Origin of the sequence: Kitasatospora sp. NPDC059160 (assembly GCF_042755465.1) — a bacterium.
Classification (GTDB): Bacteria; Actinomycetota; Actinomycetes; order Streptomycetales; family Streptomycetaceae; genus Kitasatospora.
The window spans coordinates 22,509-37,898 of sequence record NZ_JBHZCN010000020.1 but is presented as its reverse complement, the minus strand read 5'-3'; the positions used below and the strand labels follow the sequence as shown (position 1 = coordinate 37,898).

The window sequence follows — 15,390 nt, the reverse complement described above, 5'->3', positions numbered from 1 at the left end:
CGGGGTCAGGACGCGGCGGCGGTGGGGGAGGGGGAGGCGGCCGGCGGCGCGGCCGGGGTGCCGAGGAAGGCCTCCCAGCCGCCGGCCGGGGACTGGCCCGGGCCGAGGCCCTGGAGCTTGCGCAGCACCGCCGGGTCCTGGGCGTCCAGCCAGTCGACCAGTTGGCGGAAGGAGACCAGCCGCACCTCGGGCTTGCCCGCGATCGACTTGAGCACGTCCTCGACGGCGTTCATGTAGATGCCGCCGTTCCACTCCTCGAAGTGGTTGCCGATGATGTACGGCGCACGGTTGCTGTTGTAGGTGCGGTCGAAGCCCATCAGGTAGGAGTCCCGGGCCTGGGCCTGGAAGCCCGGGTAGAGCGCCGGGTCGGCCTTGGTGTTGGGGCCGCACTGGTTGAACATGATGTTGTAGTCCATCGACAGCACCTGGAAGGTGTGCCCGGGGAAGGGGATGGACTGCAGCGGGAGGTCCCAGAGCGCGCCGCCCTGGATCTTCTGCGGCCAGACCTGGGTGCCGTTGCCGCTGCTGTCGTAGCGCCAGCCGCGCTTGACCGCGGTGGGCAGCAGGTTGCGCTGGCCCTCCAGGCAGGGGGTGCGGCTGCCGATCAGCTCCTTGCGGTAGTCGAAGGGCAGGGCCGGCAGGTCGGTGAAGCCGGTGTTGGTGCGCCAGCTCGTCACGAACTCCATCGCCTGCTGGATCTCGCTCTCCCACTCCTCCGGGGACCACGCGCTGACGCCGGTGGGGCCGCAGAAGTGGCCGTTGAAGTGGGTGCCGATCTCGTGGCCCTCCAGCCAGGCGGCGTGCACGTTCTCCAGGGTGTCGTGGATGTGCTGGTCGCTCAGGTAGCCGATCTCGGAGGCGCCGACCTTGTGCTGCGGCGGGCGGTACAGGTCCTTCTTGGACTCCGGCAGCAGGTAGAGCCCGCTGAGGAAGAAGGTCATCGAGGCGTTGTGCTCCTGGGCCAGCCGGCGGAAGCGCGCGAACAGCCCGTTGTCGAGCTCGCCGGCGCCGTCCCAGGAGAAGACCACGAACTGCGGGGGCCGCTGGCCGGGCTGGAGCCGGTCCGGGACGGGCTGGTGGGGCTGGGGGCCGGTGTCCGAGGTGGAACCGTCGCCGAGCAGGACGGCCTGCGGCTTCTGCGGGACCGCGGCGGGGGTGGCGCTCTGCCCCTCGGGCGCCGGGGTGGCCGGGGCCGCGCCGCCGGCCGCGTGCTCCCCGCCCCCGCCGGCCCGGTCGCTGCCGCAGCCCGCTGCCAGGGTGGCGGCGCCGGCCGCTCCGGCGGCCAGCAGGGTTCGGCGGGAGAGCGCGTCCATGGTCACTCCGTTCGTGAGGTGTTCGACGGGCGGGCGGAGTCCGGCAGGCGCGCGCGGGGTGCGTTCGGGGTGCGTGCGGCGCGCGGAGGTCCGGTCGGCCCGGAGGGGGTGGAGCCCGTGACCGGGTCAGGATGGCATGTGGGCCAGAACGGTCGTAGAGGCGCAGCGAACGGTCGTGATCGATCGCCCGATTGACGCAACCGAAACGGCGGGCCGAAACGTCGAAGGTGTTCGTACGGGTGGGAGCGCCGCCCCCGGACGCGGAAGCGGAACGTCACGTACCGTGGCCGCCCACCCACTCCGTGCAGGTCCGGAGCCGTCATCCCTGCCGATCGGCGGGTGCGGATACGACCGTCGTGGGGACGTGCCTTAGGGTCCGATCCGATTGAATGAGTTCCCAGCAAACTCTCAGGAATGGGATCCGGGCCGGCAGAAGGGAGCACCCGTGGGCGTCCAGCAGAGCACGAGCCCCTGGCCGGGCACCCTGGCGGCCGGCGCCGCCCTGGTGCTCGGGGCCTGGCTGCTGCACGGGGGCGGCGCGCCCGTGCTGCCGCCGCTGCCGAGCGGACAGGCGCTGTCGGGCTTCGCCCCGGTCTCCGTCGTCCCCCCGCTCGGCCCGTCCGCCCCGACCCGGATCCGCATCCCGGCCGTCCGCCTGGACGCCCCCGTCACCGAGCTGGGACTGGACCCCGACGGCCACCTCCAGGCCCCGCCCGCGGCCGACCGCAACCTCGCGGGCTGGTACCGCGGCGGCGCCACCCCCGGCCAGCGCGGCACCGCCATCCTGGCGGGCCACGTCGACAACAAGGCCGGACCGGCCGTCTTCTACCACCTGGGAGCACTCCACCGGGGCGACCGGATCGAGATCGCCCGCGCCGACGGCGCCACCGCCGTCTACCAGCTGTACGCCATCGAAGTGCACGACCGAAAGGACTTCCCGGACGACCGGGTCTACCGCCAGGCCGCCGACGCTCAGCTGCGGGTGATCACCTGCGGCGGCGCGTACAGCGAGGAACACGGCTACGAGGGAAACGTCGTCGCCTACGGATTCCTGGCCGACACCACACCGCCGGGCAAAGCCGCATGACCACGCTCACCCTCGCCACCCGCTGGAACCCGATCGACTGGCCGCTCACCCACGGCCCCATCCCGCAAGCCGTCCTGCTGGCCGGCTGGGCGGCGCTGTTCGCGCTCGCCGTCGGCCGCGGCCGCAGCTGGTGGCGGGTCCGGCTGCCCGCCGCGCTGATCACCGCGGCGGCGCTCAGCCTGCTGCTGGAGGTCGTCGTCGACGGCTGGTGGCACCCCTTCCCGGAGGGCACCCCCCGGTACGTCACCTGGTGGATAGCCGTCGCCCTGCTGGGCTTCTGCCTGGCGGGGTACCGGATGCGCCGGCTGTCCTGGCCGCGCCGGGGCCTGGCGCTCGGCCTCAGCGGGCTGGTCCTGCTGATGGCCGCCTCCGAGGTGAACACCGGCTTCGGCCAGTTCCCCAACGGGCGGGTGATGCTGGCGCCGTGGCTGACCAGGACCGAGGGCCTGGTCGCCGCCAAGGTGGCGCAGACCGTCTCCGCCCAGCCGGAGCAGGTGCTGGACGAGGTCTGGCAGCCCCCGGCGAACCTGCCCGACAAGGGCACCGTCTCGGTGGTCCCGATCCCGGGCCTCAGGTCCGGCTTCAAGGCCCGGGACGCGTACGTCTACCTCCCGCCCGCCTACCAGGCCACCCCGCGGCCGCTGCTGCCCGTGGTCGTGATGCTCCCCGGCCAGCCCGGGCAGCCCGGGGACTGGGTGCTCTCCGGGCAGATCAACGCGGCGATGGACGCGTTCGCGGCCGAGCACCACGGCCTGGCGCCGATCGTCGTGATGCCCGACCAGCTCGGCTCGACCTGGGCCAACACGCTCTGCCTGGACTCGAAGATCGCCAAGGTGCAGACCTACCTCGCGGTGGACGTCCCCCGGTGGGTCCACCAGAACCTGCAGACCGCCACCGGCCCGAAGGCCTGGGCGATCGGCGGCGCCTCGATGGGCGGCACCTGCGCCCTCCAGCTCGGGGTCAACGCGCCCGACGTGTACGGCACCGTGCTCGACATGTCCGGGCAGGAGGAGCCCACCCTGGGCACCCGTGAGGAGACCGTCAAGGCGGCCTTCGGCGGCGACGGGAAGAAGTTCGAGGCGGTCGATCCCGCCCACGTGATGGCCCGCCGGAAGTTCCCGGACACCAGCGTCGCGCTGGTCGTCGGCGAACACGACGGGGAGTTCAGACCGCAGATGGAGAAGGTCTACCAGCTCGCTCAGGAGGCCGGTATGAAGGCGAAGTTCGAACTCATGCCGGGAGGTCACGGCTGGGTCGTCTTCCGCCCGGGCATCGTCCGGCAGATCCCGTGGCTGGCCCAGCAGACCGGGCTGACCCGGTGATCGGGACGGCGGCGCGCGTCGCCAAGGGGCGGGAGCGCGCGGAGGGGCGGGACGCGGAGGCCGCGCAACCGCAGGACGCCCACCTGGCCCCGGTCACCCCGACGCGGGAGGTCGGGCCGCAGCGGATCCGCCGGGCCGTCCGGATGCTCGGCGACCGGCTGCGCTCGGCGCCGCTGACCCTGGCGCTGCTGGCCGGGTTCTGGGCCCTCGGCGCGGCGACCGGCAGTCTGTCCGGCGGTCCGTCCGGGCGGCTGCTCGCCCGGGTCGGCGTCGGCCTGCCCACCCTCGGCGAGGGCCGCTGGTGGACGCCGGTCAGCTCGCTGTCCTTCTCCACGGGCATCGGCTCGTACGTCTTCACCAGCCTGCTGCTGCTCCTGGTCGGCCCGGCCGCCGAGCGCCGGTTCGGCCGGCTGCGCACCCTCACGCTGCTGGTCGGCGGGCAGGTGGCCGGCACCCTGCTGGGCACCGGGCTGGTCGCGTTCGGCTCCTCGGCGGGGGAGCAGTGGACCGCCTCGGTGGCCGACCAGACCTCGGTCGGGCCCGCCGTCGGCCTGTTCGCCCTGGCCGGGGTGCTCGGCTACCGGCTCACCGTGCTCTGGCGCCGCCGGCTGCACCTGCTGGTGCTGCTCGTCCCGCTGGTCATGACCCTGTACGTGGGGCACCTGCAGAGCGTCCAGCGCTGCGCCGGCGCGCTGTTCGGCCTCGGCCTGGGCGCCCTGCTCAGCCGCGGCCGGCCGTACCTGCGCACCCACCGCTCCTCGCACGGCGAGACCCGGGTGCTGGTCGCGCTCTGCCTGGTCGCCGCCGCCTGCGGGCCGCTGATCGCCTCGCTGTACGACAACGCCAGCGGTCCGTTCAACACCTTCTCCGAGCTGTACCTCTCGCACCGGCTCAGCCCCGAGGAGGTGGCCGACTTCTGCGCCGCCTCGGCGCACGACTGCGCCCGGGCGCACGCCGTCGAGCGGATATTCGACACCCCCGCCCGGCTGATGGCCGCGCTCTTCCCGGCCCTGCTGCTGGTGCTCGCCGAGGGGCTGCGCCGGGGCCTGCGGTTCGCCTGGCGGATCAGCGTCGTCACCGAGGTGCTCTGGGCCGCGCTGCTGGCCTGGCTGTACTTCGAGGCCGGGCCGGTCAGCGGGGACGCGGTGCAGTACTTCGTCGAGGCGATGCTGCTGCCGCTGCTGACCACCGTGCTGCTGCTGGCCACCCGGCAGCGGTTCCGGCTGCGGCTGACCGGCCGGGCGGTGCGCCGGCTGGCCGTCGTGGTCGGCGGGGCCGCGCTGGTCGCCGCGGCCACCTACGTGGGCGTCGGGCGACTGGTGGCCGGGCAGTTCGAGCCGGGCGCGGGCGTGCGCGGACTGGTGAACGGGCTGCCCGCCCAGTTCCTGCCGCCCGCCTACAACGACCTGCTGCCGGACTACCCGATAGCCGTCGGCCCGATGGCGCTGTTCCTGGAGACGTACTGCGGGCCGGCGTTCTGGGTCGTCGCGCTGCTCGCGCTGCTGTCGGCGTTCCGCCGTCCGGTGCTGCGCACCGACACGGCCGCCGCCGCCCGGGCCCGGGCGCTGCTCGCCGAGCACGGCGGCGGGACGCTGTCCTTCATCACCACCTGGGAGGGCAACCACTACTGGTTCGACGAGCAGGGCCGCGCGGCCGTCGCCTACCGGGTGGTCGGCACCGTGGCGCTGACCACCGGCGACCCGTTCGGCGCCCCGGAGGCGCGGGCCCGGGCGGTGGCCGGATTCGCCCGCTACTGCGACGCCCGCGGCTGGACGCCGTGCTTCTACAGCGTCTGCGCCGAGACCAGGGCGGCGGCCGCGCAGCTGGGCTGGCGCTCGGTGCAGGTCGCCGAGGACACCGTGGTGCCGCTGCCCGAACTGGCCTTCACCGGCCGCAAGTGGCAGGACATCCGCACCGCCCTGAACAAGGCCGGGAAGCAGGGCATCACCGCGGAGTGGTGGACCTACCAGGAGGCGCCGCTCGCGCTGCGCGACCAGATCCGGGCCATCTCCGAGGAGTGGGTCTCCGAGAAGGGCCTGCCCGAGATGGGCTTCACGCTCGGCGGGCTGGAGGAGCTGGACGACCCGGACGTGCGGGTGCTGATCGCGGTGGACCAGGACCGGGTGGTGCACGGGCTCACCAGCTGGATGCCGGTGCACGAGGACGGCGTGCCGGTCGGCTGGACGCTCGACTTCATGCGGCGGCGCTCGGACGGCTTCCGCGGCGTGAACGAGTTCCTGATCGCCTCGGCCGCGCTCGGCTTCAAGGGCGAGGGCGCCCGTTTCCTCTCGCTGTCGGGGGCACCGCTGGCCCGCGCCCGGCAGGACGAGGAGCCCGCCGGCCTGCAGCGGATGCTGGACTGGATGGGCCGGGTGCTGGAGCCGGTGTACGGGTTCCGCTCGCTGCTGGCGTTCAAGGCGAAGTTCCAGCCGGAGTACCGGCCGATGTACATGGCGTACCCCGACCCGGCCGCGCTGCCCGGCATCACCAGGGCGATCGGCAAGGCCTATCTGCCGCACCTCACGGCGGCGCAGGGGGTCCGGCTGATGCGCAAGCTGTCCGGCTGAACCGGCCGGACCGGTGCTCGGGCGTGCGGCGGCCCCGGCCCCGGCCCCGGGCCCGGGAGCCGCGCCCACGTCAGCCGAGCAGCTGGGCGAGGGCGCGGTCGGCGTCCAGGTGCAGGTGCTCCTCGCCCTCCGGGACGAGCAGGCGGCTGCGCCACAGGAACCGGCGCAGGTCCCCGGTGTCGAACCGGAGCAGCGCGGTGCCCTCCGGGGCCCGCAGCTCGACCATGGTGTGCCGGGCGGGGGCCGGGCGGACGTGGACGTCGCCGACGCCGGCCGGCAGCTCCAGGCCGGCCGAGAGCAGCTGCCGGGCGAACACCCAGACGATGTCCTCGCCGGCCCGCTCGTCCGCGGGCCCGTCCAGCGAGAACTCGGCCGGGAAGGCCATCCGGACCGCGTACGGGTCCTCCGGCAGGTACGACAGGACCACGCGCAGCCGGGCGGAACGCTGGGGGGAGAGGATCAGGCGGGCCTGGACGGTCTCTTCGACGGCGGAGTACAAGGGGTGGGTCCCTTCGTTCGGTGCGGGCCGCCCGACGGCAGGTGGGGTTGGGGCGGCCTCACCCTGGTGAGAGTCCCGGGGACAGTGGGGATTACCCGGTTCCACGGAGGAATCGACGTGACCTGCGTCACAGCGATTTCCGGCCGCCCCGGCCCGGCGCGGAGCCCGGCCTGGAGGCCCGAACGGCGCCGGCCCGGTACGCTGGGCGGGTTGTCCGATCGCCGCCCGACCGCGGGACGGGGCCGCCAAACCGCCCCTGACCTGCGATGATCCCCCCTCGGAGACCGTGAGTACTGCCGCCGCCTCCTCGATGCCGCTGTTTTCCGACGCACCGGAGCAGCAGGAGCCCGCCCGGGCCGTCGGCCACGCCGCGCCCGCCGCCTCGCACCACCTCTCCCCGGCCTTCCCCGGTCGTGCCCCCTGGGGCACCGCGGGCAAGCTGCGGGCCTGGCAGCAGGGTGCGCTGGACAAGTACATCGAGACCCAGCCGCGGGACTTCCTCGCGGTCGCCACCCCGGGCGCCGGCAAGACCACCTTCGCCCTCACCCTGGCCTCGTACCTGCTGCACAACCACCTGGTGCAGCAGGTGACCGTCGTCGCCCCGACCGAGCACCTCAAGAAGCAGTGGGCCGAGGCCGCCGCACGGATAGGCATCCGGCTGGACCCGGCGTACTCCTCCGGCCCGCTCTCCCGGGACTACCACGGCATCGTGGTCACCTACGCGGGCGTCGGGGTCAACCCGATGCTGCACCGGAACCGGACCGAGGCCCGCAAGACCCTCGTGATCATGGACGAGATCCACCACGCCGGTGACTCCAAGTCCTGGGGCGAGGCCTGCTTCGAGGCCTTCGAGCCGGCCACCCGCCGGCTGGCGCTGACCGGGACGCCGTTCCGCTCGGACACCAACCCGATCCCCTTCGTGGCCTACGACGCGGGCAGCGACGGCATCCGCAAGTCCATCGCCGACTACACCTACGGCTACGGGCACGCGCTCGCCGACCACGTCGTCCGCCCGGTGATCTTCCTCAGCTACAGCGGCAACATGCGCTGGCGCACCAAGTCCGGCGACGAGCTGGAGGCCCGGCTCGGCGAGCCGATGACCAAGGACCTGATCGCCCAGGCCTGGCGCACCGCGCTCTCCCCGCAGGGCGAGTGGATCCCCTCCGTCCTCCAGGCCGCCGACCGCCGGCTCACCGAGGTCCGCAAGGCGATCCCGGACGCCGGCGGACTGGTGATCGCCACCGACCAGAACGTGGCCCGCGCCTACGCCAAGATGCTGCGCGAGATCAGCGGCGAGAAGGTCACCCTGGTGCTCTCCGACGAGACCGAGGCCTCGAAGCGGATCTCCGACTACGCGGAGGGGACCTCGCGCTGGATGGTCGCCGTCCGCATGGTGTCCGAGGGCGTCGACGTGCCCCGGCTGTGCGTCGGGGTGTACGCCACCTCGATCTCCACCCCGCTGTTCTTCGCCCAGGCCGTCGGCCGCTTCGTGCGCGCCCGCAAGCGCGGCGAGACCGCCTCGGTGTTCCTGCCGACCATCCCGATGCTGCTGGGCTTCGCCAACGAGATGGAGCTCCAGCGCGACCACGTGCTGGACCGGCCGAAGAAGGAGGGCGACGGCCTCTTCGACGAGGAGGACCGGCTGCTCGCCGAGGCCGAGCGGGCCAACGACGGGCCGGACGGCGCGGGCGGCGAGGAGTTCTCCTACGAGGCGCTGGGCTCCGAGGCGGTCTTCGACCGGGTGCTGTACAACGCCATGGAGTTCGGCATGCAGGCCCACCCGGGGAGCGAGGAGGAGGAGGACTACCTCGGCATCCCGGGCCTGCTGGAGCCGGACCAGGTGCAGATGCTGCTGCAGAAGCGCCAGCACCGGCAGATCCAGCGCAGCAAGACCAAGCCCGCCGAGGAGGCCGACCTGCTGGAGCTCCCGGCCGAGCAGCGGCCGGTGGTCACCCACCAGGAGCTGCGCGAGCTGCGCAAGGAGCTGAACGCGCTGGTCGCCGCCTGGCACCACCGCACCAACCAGCCGCACGGAACCGTCCACAACGAGCTGCGCCGCCAGTGCGGCGGGCCGCTGACCGCGCAGGCCACCGCCAACCAGTTGACGGCGCGGATCGCCAAGATCCGGGAGTGGGCGAAGTAACGGTCCGGCAGGCGGATCCGGGCCGCCGCGGCCCGGACCGCCTCCCCCCGGAGTGTCCGGACATCGGACCGGGGTCGAACTGACGCCCTGGTCGGGCCGGTGGATCGGCAGGGTTTGTCCGGAATTCCCGGCGGCGGTGATGCCGATCACGACCGAATTTTGGACAACCACTTCCGCCGCGGGAATTCCTTCACTACCTTTCCCCCACGCTCTTCCGCCGGGCAACCCCCGCGGGACGGGCTCCGCAGGACCGTGCGGTCGTCAAGGACGACGCCGCACGGCCCGAGCGCGGCCACCCCCACCTGCGCGCGACACCGACCTTCTGGCCCGGCGCCGCACGCCCCGCGAGCGCCGCGGAAAGGACTGCCCGTCGTGACAGCAGAGACCTCCCAGACACTGGATCGCGGCGTCCGCGTCCTCAAGCTCCTCGCCGACTCCGAGCGCGGGCTCACCGTCACCGAGCTGGCCGCCCGCCTCGCCGTCAACCGCACCGTGGTCTACCGGCTCCTCGCCACCCTGGAGCAGCACGGCCTGGTCCGCCGTGACATCGGCGGCCGGGCCCGGGTCGGCCTCGGCGTGCTGCGCCTGGCCCACCGGGTCCACCCGCTGCTGCGCGAGGCCGCACTCCCCGCCCTGCGCAGCCTCGCCGAGGACCTCGGCGCCACCGCCCACCTGACCCTGGTGGACGGCAACGAGGCGCTGGCCGTCGCCGTCGTCGAGCCCAGCTGGACCGACTTCCACGTCGCCTACCGCACCGGCCTGCGCCACCCGCTCGGCGAGAGCGCGGCCGGCCGGGCGATCCTGGAGGCCCGCGGCTTCCCCAGCCAGCGCCGTCCCGAACAGGGATTCGTCATCACCCGTGCGGAGGAGCAGTCCGGGGCCAGCGGGGCCGCCGCCGCGCTGCTCGGGCTGAGCGGCATCGAGGGCAGCGTCGGCGTGGTGATGCTCAACGGGCTGGTGCCCGAACGGGTCGGCCCCCGGGTGGTGGAGGCGGCCACCGAGGTGGCCGACGCCCTGAGGTAGCGCCCGCCGTCCGGCGCGGGGCGAGCGGGCGAACCACGCGGGAGTGTCGGGTGTGTTTGGATTCCCCTTGTGTCCGACACCAAGCTGCCCAAGGCCCTCCCGTCCCCGCGGACCCGCTCGCTCGCGCTCTGCGGGGTCCTGGTCGCCGCGCTGTTCGGCGTGGCGGCCTTCGTCCCGCTGCCGTACACGATCACCTGGCCGGGCCTGACCGCGGACACCCTCGGCAGCTACCAGGACCGGCCGGTGCTCACCATCACCGGGGCGCCGCTGCGCAGCACCGAGGGCGAGCTGCGGATGGTCACCATCTCGGCCACCAACCCGGGGCAGAAGACCACGTTCTGGCGGGGCCTGCGCGCCTGGTTCGACCCGAAGGAGGCCGTCCGGCCGACCGAGACGGTGTACCCGCAGGGCAACCAGGCCAAGGCGGAGCAGGTGACGGCCCAGCAGATGGCCGAGTCCCAGGACAGCGCCACCGCGGCCGCGCTCGGCTACCTCCACCTCTCGCCGGCCCAGGTGAAGGTCAAGGTCGACCTGGGGGACGTGGGCGGCCCCAGCGCCGGACAGATGCTGGCGCTGGGCATCGTCGACAAGCTGGCCGGTGACGGCAAGGGCGGCGACCTCACCGGCGGGCTCAGGATCGCGGGCACCGGCACCATCGACGACGACGGCACCGTCGGCCCGGTCGGCGGCGTCCCGTTGAAGACCCAGGCGGCGGCCCGGGACGGCGCCACGGTGTTCCTGCTGCCCAAGGACGAGTGCACGGACGCCAAGGTGAACACCCCCAGGACGCTGCGGCTGGTGCCGGTGGGCACGCTCGCCGAGTCGGTGCAGGCGCTCGAGGCGTTGAAGAGCGGCGGCAGCGTTCCCAGCTGCTGAGCCGCCCCGTCCTATTCGGCGGCCGCCTGGTCCACCAGCGGCAGGATCCGGTACGGCACCGGGTTCTCCAGCACGATCGCGGTGGAGGAGCGGACGATCCCGTCGAAGCCCAGCACCCGGTCGATCACCCGCTGGAGGTCGGCGTTGGAGCGGGCCACGATCCGCACCAGCATGTCCCCGATCCCGGTGATCGTGTGCAGCTCCAGCACCTCCGGCACCCGCGCCAGGTGCGCCCGCACGTCCGCGCCCTGGCCCTGGGAGATCTCCAGGGTGGCGAAGGCCGTCACCGGGTAGCCGATCGCGGCCGGGTCCACCTCCGGGCCGAACCCGCTGATCACCCCCTTGGCCTGCAGCCGGTCCAGCCGGGCCTGCACGGTGCCCCGGGCGACCTGGAGCCGGCGCGAGCACTCCAGCACGCCGATCCGGGGCTCCTCGGCGAGCAGCCGGATCAGTCGGCCGTCCAGGGCGTCGATGGTGTCGTTGCCGCCGCCGCCGCCGGTGCCGGTGCCGGCGGCGGCCGGGGCCGCGGGGGCGCCCTGGGGGGCGGACGGGTCGGGGGAGCCCGGGGCGCTCGGGGAGTGGGCGGGGGGCATCGCGGCTCGGTCCTCCGGTGGGCATTCTGTACAGCGGTGCCGCCGATTCTCCCGCTCCGGGGCGCAGCTTGACCAGGAGGAAACGGAACAGTTGCGCGTCGGTCGGCCCGGCGCCACCCTCCAGCCACGATCCCGTGCTCCGGGCCCCACCCCGGGCGCCGGGTGGTCCGTACGCCTACCGGGAGGGCCGTCATGACCGACACCGCCGCCGAATCCGTCCTGCTCGCCGCGGGCCCGGCCGGGGGACCGGAGGACCCGGGGCCGCTGCCGCCCGGCCGCGCCGACGCGCTGGTGTTCGTGGTCGGCGACGCCGAGCGGGCGGCCCGCCGCTACCTGGCGGCGCTCGGGCTGCGCTGTACGGCGTACGCCGGGCCGGGGACCGGTGACCCGGAGGCGGTCTCCTACGTGCTGGCCGGGCCCGGGACGCGGATCGTGCTCACCTCGCCGGTGCAGGTGATCGGCCCGCGCGGCCGGGAGCTGGCGGCGCACCTGGAGCGCTACGGGGACGGGGTGCTGGACCTCGCGGTCGGCGTGCCGGACGTCCCCTACGCGTACGACTACGCCGTGGACCGGGGCGCGCTGTCGCTGGCCGAACCGTACGAGGTGCGGGACCGGTACGGCTCGGTGGTACTGGCCACCATCGCGGTGCCGGGCGGCTCCCGGCACACCCTGGTCGACCGGTCGGGGTACGCGGGGCCGTACCTGCCGGGGTACGAGGCCTTCGCGGGGTGGTGACGGGGGCGCCCGCGCGGGCGGTGACCGGTACGGCGGGTGCGGTGCCGGGGTCGCGGGCGGCGGCGGGTCAGCGGACCGCCGTCTCCACGACCGGCGGGTGGCCGTTCCAGTAGACGAAGACCGAGTTGGCCTGGTTGTCCTTGGTGAAGTCCACCCGCATCCACTGGTCGCCGTTCCAGACCTGCATCTGCCAGCCCGGGTCCGGGGTGGCGGAGACCAGCGAGGCCCGGTCGGCGCGGATGTCCAGGGCGACCCGGCCGCCGGGGACGGGGTAGCTCTTCACCGTCGACGTCGGGGTGGTGGCGGCGGGCACGGGCTTCCTGGTCGGCGGGGCGGCCGCGGTGGTGACCGGGGCGTGCGCGGCGGTGGCGGCCGCGCTCGTGGCCGGGGAGGACGGCGGGGAGGGTGCGTCGCCGGTCGGCGTCCGGCCGGGGGTGGCGCTCGCTCCGTACGGGGTGCTCCCGACCTTGGGGGAGGGCAGCGGCAGCGCGGTGGGCCGCTCGAACGCGGCTCCGCTGAGCACGGCGTGCACGCCGAGCCAGGACAGCGCCACCGCCGCCCCGGTGGCCGCCGCCCAGGCGCAGAGCTGTACCAGTCCGTTCCGCATCGTCCGCACATCCTGCCGCATTTCCGGGCAGGTCGTGACGGGTACCCCCGGTGTTCGGCAGGGGAGTTGCACCATGTCCGGAGGCCGTGCGCAGCCACCCCCGAGGTACAGACCACTGCCCGCCGATGGCGTACCGTGCAGGGCCATGGCAACAGTGCTCGTGGTCGAGGACGACCCCTTCGTACGTTCCGCGCTCATCCGCCACCTGACCGACACCGGTCACGCGGTCCGCAGTGTGGGCACGGCCCTGGAGGCGCTGCGGGAGGTCGCCCAGGTCGGCTGCGACCTGGTGATCCTGGACCTGGGCCTGCCGGACCTGGACGGCAGCGAGGCGCTCAAGATGATCCGGGGACTGACCAACGTCCCGGTGATCATCTCGACCGCGCGGGACGACGAGGCCGAGATCGTCCGACTGCTCAACGACGGTGCCGACGACTACCTGGTGAAACCTTTCTCCGGGGAACACCTGAGCGCCCGGATGGCCGCCGTGCTGCGCCGGCTCGGCGGCGGCACCGCGCCCGTCGCCCAGGTGCTGCGGGTCGGCGGACTGGCCATCGACCTCCAGCGGCGCGAGGCCGTCCTGGACGGGCGGCTGCTCGACCTGACCCGGCGGGAGTTCGACCTGCTGGCCTTCCTGGCCGCCCGGCCCGGAGTGGTGGTGCCGCGCAAGGAGATCCTCGCCGAGGTCTGGCAGCAGACCTACGGCGGCGACCAGACCATCGACGTCCACCTCTCCTGGCTGCGCCGCAAGCTCGGCGAGACCGCCTCCAACCCCCGCTACCTGCACACCGTCCGGGGCGTCGGGGTCCGGCTGGAGGCCGCCACCGCGGGCCTCGCGACCGGGGGCCCCGCGGAGCACCGGACATGAAGCGGTTCACCCACTCGCTGCGCTGGGCCCTGATCAAGGCCGCCGTGGCCGGGACCACCATGGTCGCGCTGGCCTTCCTCATCCCGCTCGGCCTGATGGTCCAGCAGACCGCCCGGGACCGGGCGTTCACCGCCGCCGAGCGGCAGGCCGCGGCGCTCGGGCCGGCCCTGGCGATCACCACCGACCAGGACGCCGTCAACCGTGCGCTGGCCAGCACCGACGCGGGGGGCCAGGGCCGGATGGCGGTGCACCTGCCGGTGCCCGCGGGGGAGTCCTGGGCCTCGGGCGGGGCCGGTGCGGCTGCGGGGTCGGGCGGTTCCGGCGGGGCCGGCCGGGCCGGTGGGGCCGAAGGGGCCGGGGCGGCTGCGGGGGCCGGTGCGACCCGGGCGCCCGCGGGGTCCGGCGGGCCCGACGGGCCGACCCTCGGGGAGGGGCGCGCCGCCGCGGCGGACGTGGCCACGGCCGGCGACCAGGGCCGGGCCTTCACCGTCGCGGTGCCCGGCGGCTACGCGCTGCTCCAGCCGGTCGCGGTGGACACCGGACGGACCGCCGTGGTCGAGGTGTTCGTCGCCGAGAGCGACCTCACCCGGGGCGTCGCCACCGCCTGGCTGGTGCTCTCCGCCGTCGCGCTCGGCCTGGTCGCTCTCTCGGTGCTGGTCGCCGACCGGATGGGCGGCCGGATCGTGGCCTCCGCCCGCCGGCTGGCCGCCGCCGCCCGCTCGCTGGGCGCCGGGGACCTCGCGGTGCGCGTCCCGGTGACGGGCAAGCAGGTCGACGGCAGCCCCGAGGAACTCCGCGAGGCCGCCAACGCGTTCAACGCCATGGCCGACCGTGTGGTCCAACTCCTCGCGGCAGAACGCGAGTTGGCAGCCGACCTGTCGCACCGACTGCGCACCCCGCTGACCGTGCTGCGACTCAACGCCGCCTCCCTCGGCGACGGCGACGCGGCCGACGCCACCCGGCACGCGGTGGCCCAACTGGAGCGCGAGGTCGACCAGATCATCCGCTCCGCCCGCCGCGCCCCCGAGGACGCGCCCGCCGTCGCGGTCGGCTGCGACGCCGCCGAGGTGATCCGCGAACGGGTCGGCTTCTGGTCCGCGCTGGCCGAGGACGAGGGCCGCCGCTGGCAACTGGCCGGCGCCGAACGCGCCGCGCCCGTCCCCGTCCAGCGCGGCGACCTGGCCGCCGCCGTCGACGCCCTGCTCGGCAACGTCTTCCGGCACACCGCCGTCGGCACCGCCTTCTCGGTGGACGTCCTGGCCACCGAGAACGCGGTGATCGTGCTGGTCGGCGACGCCGGGCCCGGCTACAGCGACCCGGCCGCCGCCCTCAAACGCGGCGAGGGCCACGGCGGCGAGGGCTCCACCGGCCTCGGACTGGACATCGTGCGCAAGCTTGCCGAGTCCACCGGCGGCGACCTGGCACTCGGCCGCTCCGCCGTGCTCGGCGGCGCGGAGACCAGGCTGCGGCTGCGCACCCGCCCGACGGAGGCCCCGCCCGCGCGGGCCGGACGGCGGCGGACCCGGGGCGCACTGTTCCCGAAGTGACGGCGGGTCGGGAGGGTGGCCTCTTCCCCCGGGGCGTCCTCCTCCGGCGCCTTCTCCTCCGGGGCTTTCTCCTCCGGGGCGTCCTCCTCCGGGGCCTCTTCCTTAACTGCGGCCTAAGGGAGCTTCACCCCTCGCTCAGCCCGCGGTTTCCGGCCCCCGGGCGCGGCTAGCGTCGGTCGCGCCGGTCACCCGACCGAGCCGGGCCGGCCG

At 74.4% G+C, this 15,390-nt stretch carries 13 protein-coding genes; 9 read left to right on the top strand and 4 right to left on the bottom strand.

Annotated elements, in window-relative coordinates:
• Nucleotides 1-5: 5 nt before the first annotated feature.
• Nucleotides 6-1,313, bottom strand: a complete 1,308-nt coding sequence (locus ACFXOZ_RS11165; protein WP_380589495.1) for a hypothetical protein — start codon at nt 1,311-1,313, stop codon at nt 6-8.
• A 445-nt stretch (nt 1,314-1,758) separates the two neighbouring features.
• Between ACFXOZ_RS11165 and ACFXOZ_RS11160 the strand changes: the two genes are divergently transcribed.
• From ACFXOZ_RS11160 to ACFXOZ_RS11150, 3 genes are read left to right on the top strand one after another with little or no spacing between them, the layout of a single operon-like run.
• Nucleotides 1,759-2,400 carry a class F sortase gene (locus tag ACFXOZ_RS11160; RefSeq protein WP_380522510.1) on the top strand — a complete coding sequence of 214 codons (642 nt, stop codon included), beginning with the start codon at nt 1,759-1,761 and terminating at the stop codon, nt 2,398-2,400.
• Nucleotides 2,397-3,722, top strand: coding sequence for an alpha/beta hydrolase-fold protein (locus ACFXOZ_RS11155; RefSeq protein ID WP_375883019.1), 1,326 nt, complete (start codon nt 2,397-2,399; stop codon nt 3,720-3,722). Before ACFXOZ_RS11160 ends, ACFXOZ_RS11155 begins: the two co-directional genes overlap by 4 nt.
• The gene (locus tag ACFXOZ_RS11150; RefSeq protein WP_380589492.1) at nt 3,689-6,289 is read left to right on the top strand and encodes a rhomboid family intramembrane serine protease; all 2,601 of its coding nucleotides are present in this window, start codon (nt 3,689-3,691) and stop codon (nt 6,287-6,289) included. The genes ACFXOZ_RS11155 and ACFXOZ_RS11150 overlap by 34 nt, the downstream gene beginning before the upstream one ends.
• Before the next feature lie 70 nt (nt 6,290-6,359).
• Here the strand turns inward: ACFXOZ_RS11150 and ACFXOZ_RS11145 are convergent, their stop codons facing one another.
• Nucleotides 6,360-6,788 carry an SsgA family sporulation/cell division regulator gene (locus tag ACFXOZ_RS11145; RefSeq protein WP_375883023.1) on the bottom strand — a complete coding sequence of 143 codons (429 nt, stop codon included), beginning with the start codon at nt 6,786-6,788 and terminating at the stop codon, nt 6,360-6,362.
• 310 nt (nt 6,789-7,098) lie between these two features.
• Here ACFXOZ_RS11145 and ACFXOZ_RS11140 point away from each other — a divergent pair, with 310 nt between their 5' ends.
• The 3 genes from ACFXOZ_RS11140 (at nt 7,099) to ACFXOZ_RS11130 (ending at nt 10,830) form a co-directional block, all read left to right on the top strand.
• The gene (locus ACFXOZ_RS11140; protein WP_375883453.1) at nt 7,099-8,931 is read left to right on the top strand and encodes a DEAD/DEAH box helicase; all 1,833 of its coding nucleotides are present in this window, start codon (nt 7,099-7,101) and stop codon (nt 8,929-8,931) included.
• A gap of 372 nt (nt 8,932-9,303) precedes the next feature.
• The gene (locus ACFXOZ_RS11135) at nt 9,304-9,954 is read left to right on the top strand and encodes a helix-turn-helix domain-containing protein (protein ID WP_350564128.1); all 651 of its coding nucleotides are present in this window, start codon (nt 9,304-9,306) and stop codon (nt 9,952-9,954) included.
• Between the two features lie 69 nt (nt 9,955-10,023).
• The gene (locus ACFXOZ_RS11130; protein ID WP_380589489.1) at nt 10,024-10,830 is read left to right on the top strand and encodes a S16 family serine protease; all 807 of its coding nucleotides are present in this window, start codon (nt 10,024-10,026) and stop codon (nt 10,828-10,830) included.
• Nucleotides 10,831-10,841: 11 nt separating this feature from the next.
• Here the strand turns inward: ACFXOZ_RS11130 and ACFXOZ_RS11125 are convergent, their stop codons facing one another.
• Nucleotides 10,842-11,423: an Lrp/AsnC family transcriptional regulator gene (locus tag ACFXOZ_RS11125; RefSeq protein ID WP_380589486.1), complete on the bottom strand. Its 582-nt coding sequence runs from the start codon at nt 11,421-11,423 to the stop codon at nt 10,842-10,844.
• 192 nt (nt 11,424-11,615) lie between these two features.
• Between ACFXOZ_RS11125 and ACFXOZ_RS11120 the strand changes: the two genes are divergently transcribed.
• Nucleotides 11,616-12,158 (top strand): VOC family protein, encoded by a 543-nt coding sequence (locus tag ACFXOZ_RS11120; RefSeq protein ID WP_375883028.1) that lies wholly within the window; start codon nt 11,616-11,618, stop codon nt 12,156-12,158.
• 67 nt (nt 12,159-12,225) lie between these two features.
• Here the strand turns inward: ACFXOZ_RS11120 and ACFXOZ_RS11115 are convergent, their stop codons facing one another.
• Nucleotides 12,226-12,765 (bottom strand): hypothetical protein, encoded by a 540-nt coding sequence (locus ACFXOZ_RS11115; RefSeq protein ID WP_380589483.1) that lies wholly within the window; start codon nt 12,763-12,765, stop codon nt 12,226-12,228.
• A gap of 145 nt (nt 12,766-12,910) precedes the next feature.
• Between ACFXOZ_RS11115 and ACFXOZ_RS11110 the strand changes: the two genes are divergently transcribed.
• Nucleotides 12,911-13,633 carry a response regulator transcription factor gene (locus tag ACFXOZ_RS11110; RefSeq protein ID WP_380589480.1) on the top strand — a complete coding sequence of 241 codons (723 nt, stop codon included), beginning with the start codon at nt 12,911-12,913 and terminating at the stop codon, nt 13,631-13,633.
• Entirely contained in the window at nt 13,630-15,180 is a 1,551-nt protein-coding gene (locus ACFXOZ_RS11105; RefSeq protein ID WP_380589477.1) for a sensor histidine kinase, read from the top strand. The genes ACFXOZ_RS11110 and ACFXOZ_RS11105 overlap by 4 nt, the downstream gene beginning before the upstream one ends.
• Nucleotides 15,181-15,390 lie beyond the last annotated feature (210 nt).

What these genes read in the sequence shown, in the direction of transcription:
- ACFXOZ_RS11165 (WP_380589495.1), bottom strand. Translation starts at nt 1,313, where the DNA reads ATGGACGCGCTCTCCCGCCGAACCCTGCTGGCCGCCGGAGCGGCCGGC.
- ACFXOZ_RS11155 (WP_375883019.1), top strand. Translation starts at nt 2,397, where the DNA reads ATGACCACGCTCACCCTCGCCACCCGCTGGAACCCGATCGACTGGCCG.
- ACFXOZ_RS11140 (WP_375883453.1), top strand. Translation starts at nt 7,099, where the DNA reads ATGCCGCTGTTTTCCGACGCACCGGAGCAGCAGGAGCCCGCCCGGGCC.
- ACFXOZ_RS11125 (WP_380589486.1), bottom strand. Translation starts at nt 11,423, where the DNA reads ATGCCCCCCGCCCACTCCCCGAGCGCCCCGGGCTCCCCCGACCCGTCC.
- ACFXOZ_RS11120 (WP_375883028.1), top strand. Translation starts at nt 11,616, where the DNA reads ATGACCGACACCGCCGCCGAATCCGTCCTGCTCGCCGCGGGCCCGGCC.
- ACFXOZ_RS11115 (WP_380589483.1), bottom strand. Translation starts at nt 12,765, where the DNA reads ATGCGGAACGGACTGGTACAGCTCTGCGCCTGGGCGGCGGCCACCGGG.
- ACFXOZ_RS11110 (WP_380589480.1), top strand. Translation starts at nt 12,911, where the DNA reads ATGGCAACAGTGCTCGTGGTCGAGGACGACCCCTTCGTACGTTCCGCG.
- ACFXOZ_RS11105 (WP_380589477.1), top strand. Translation starts at nt 13,630, where the DNA reads ATGAAGCGGTTCACCCACTCGCTGCGCTGGGCCCTGATCAAGGCCGCC.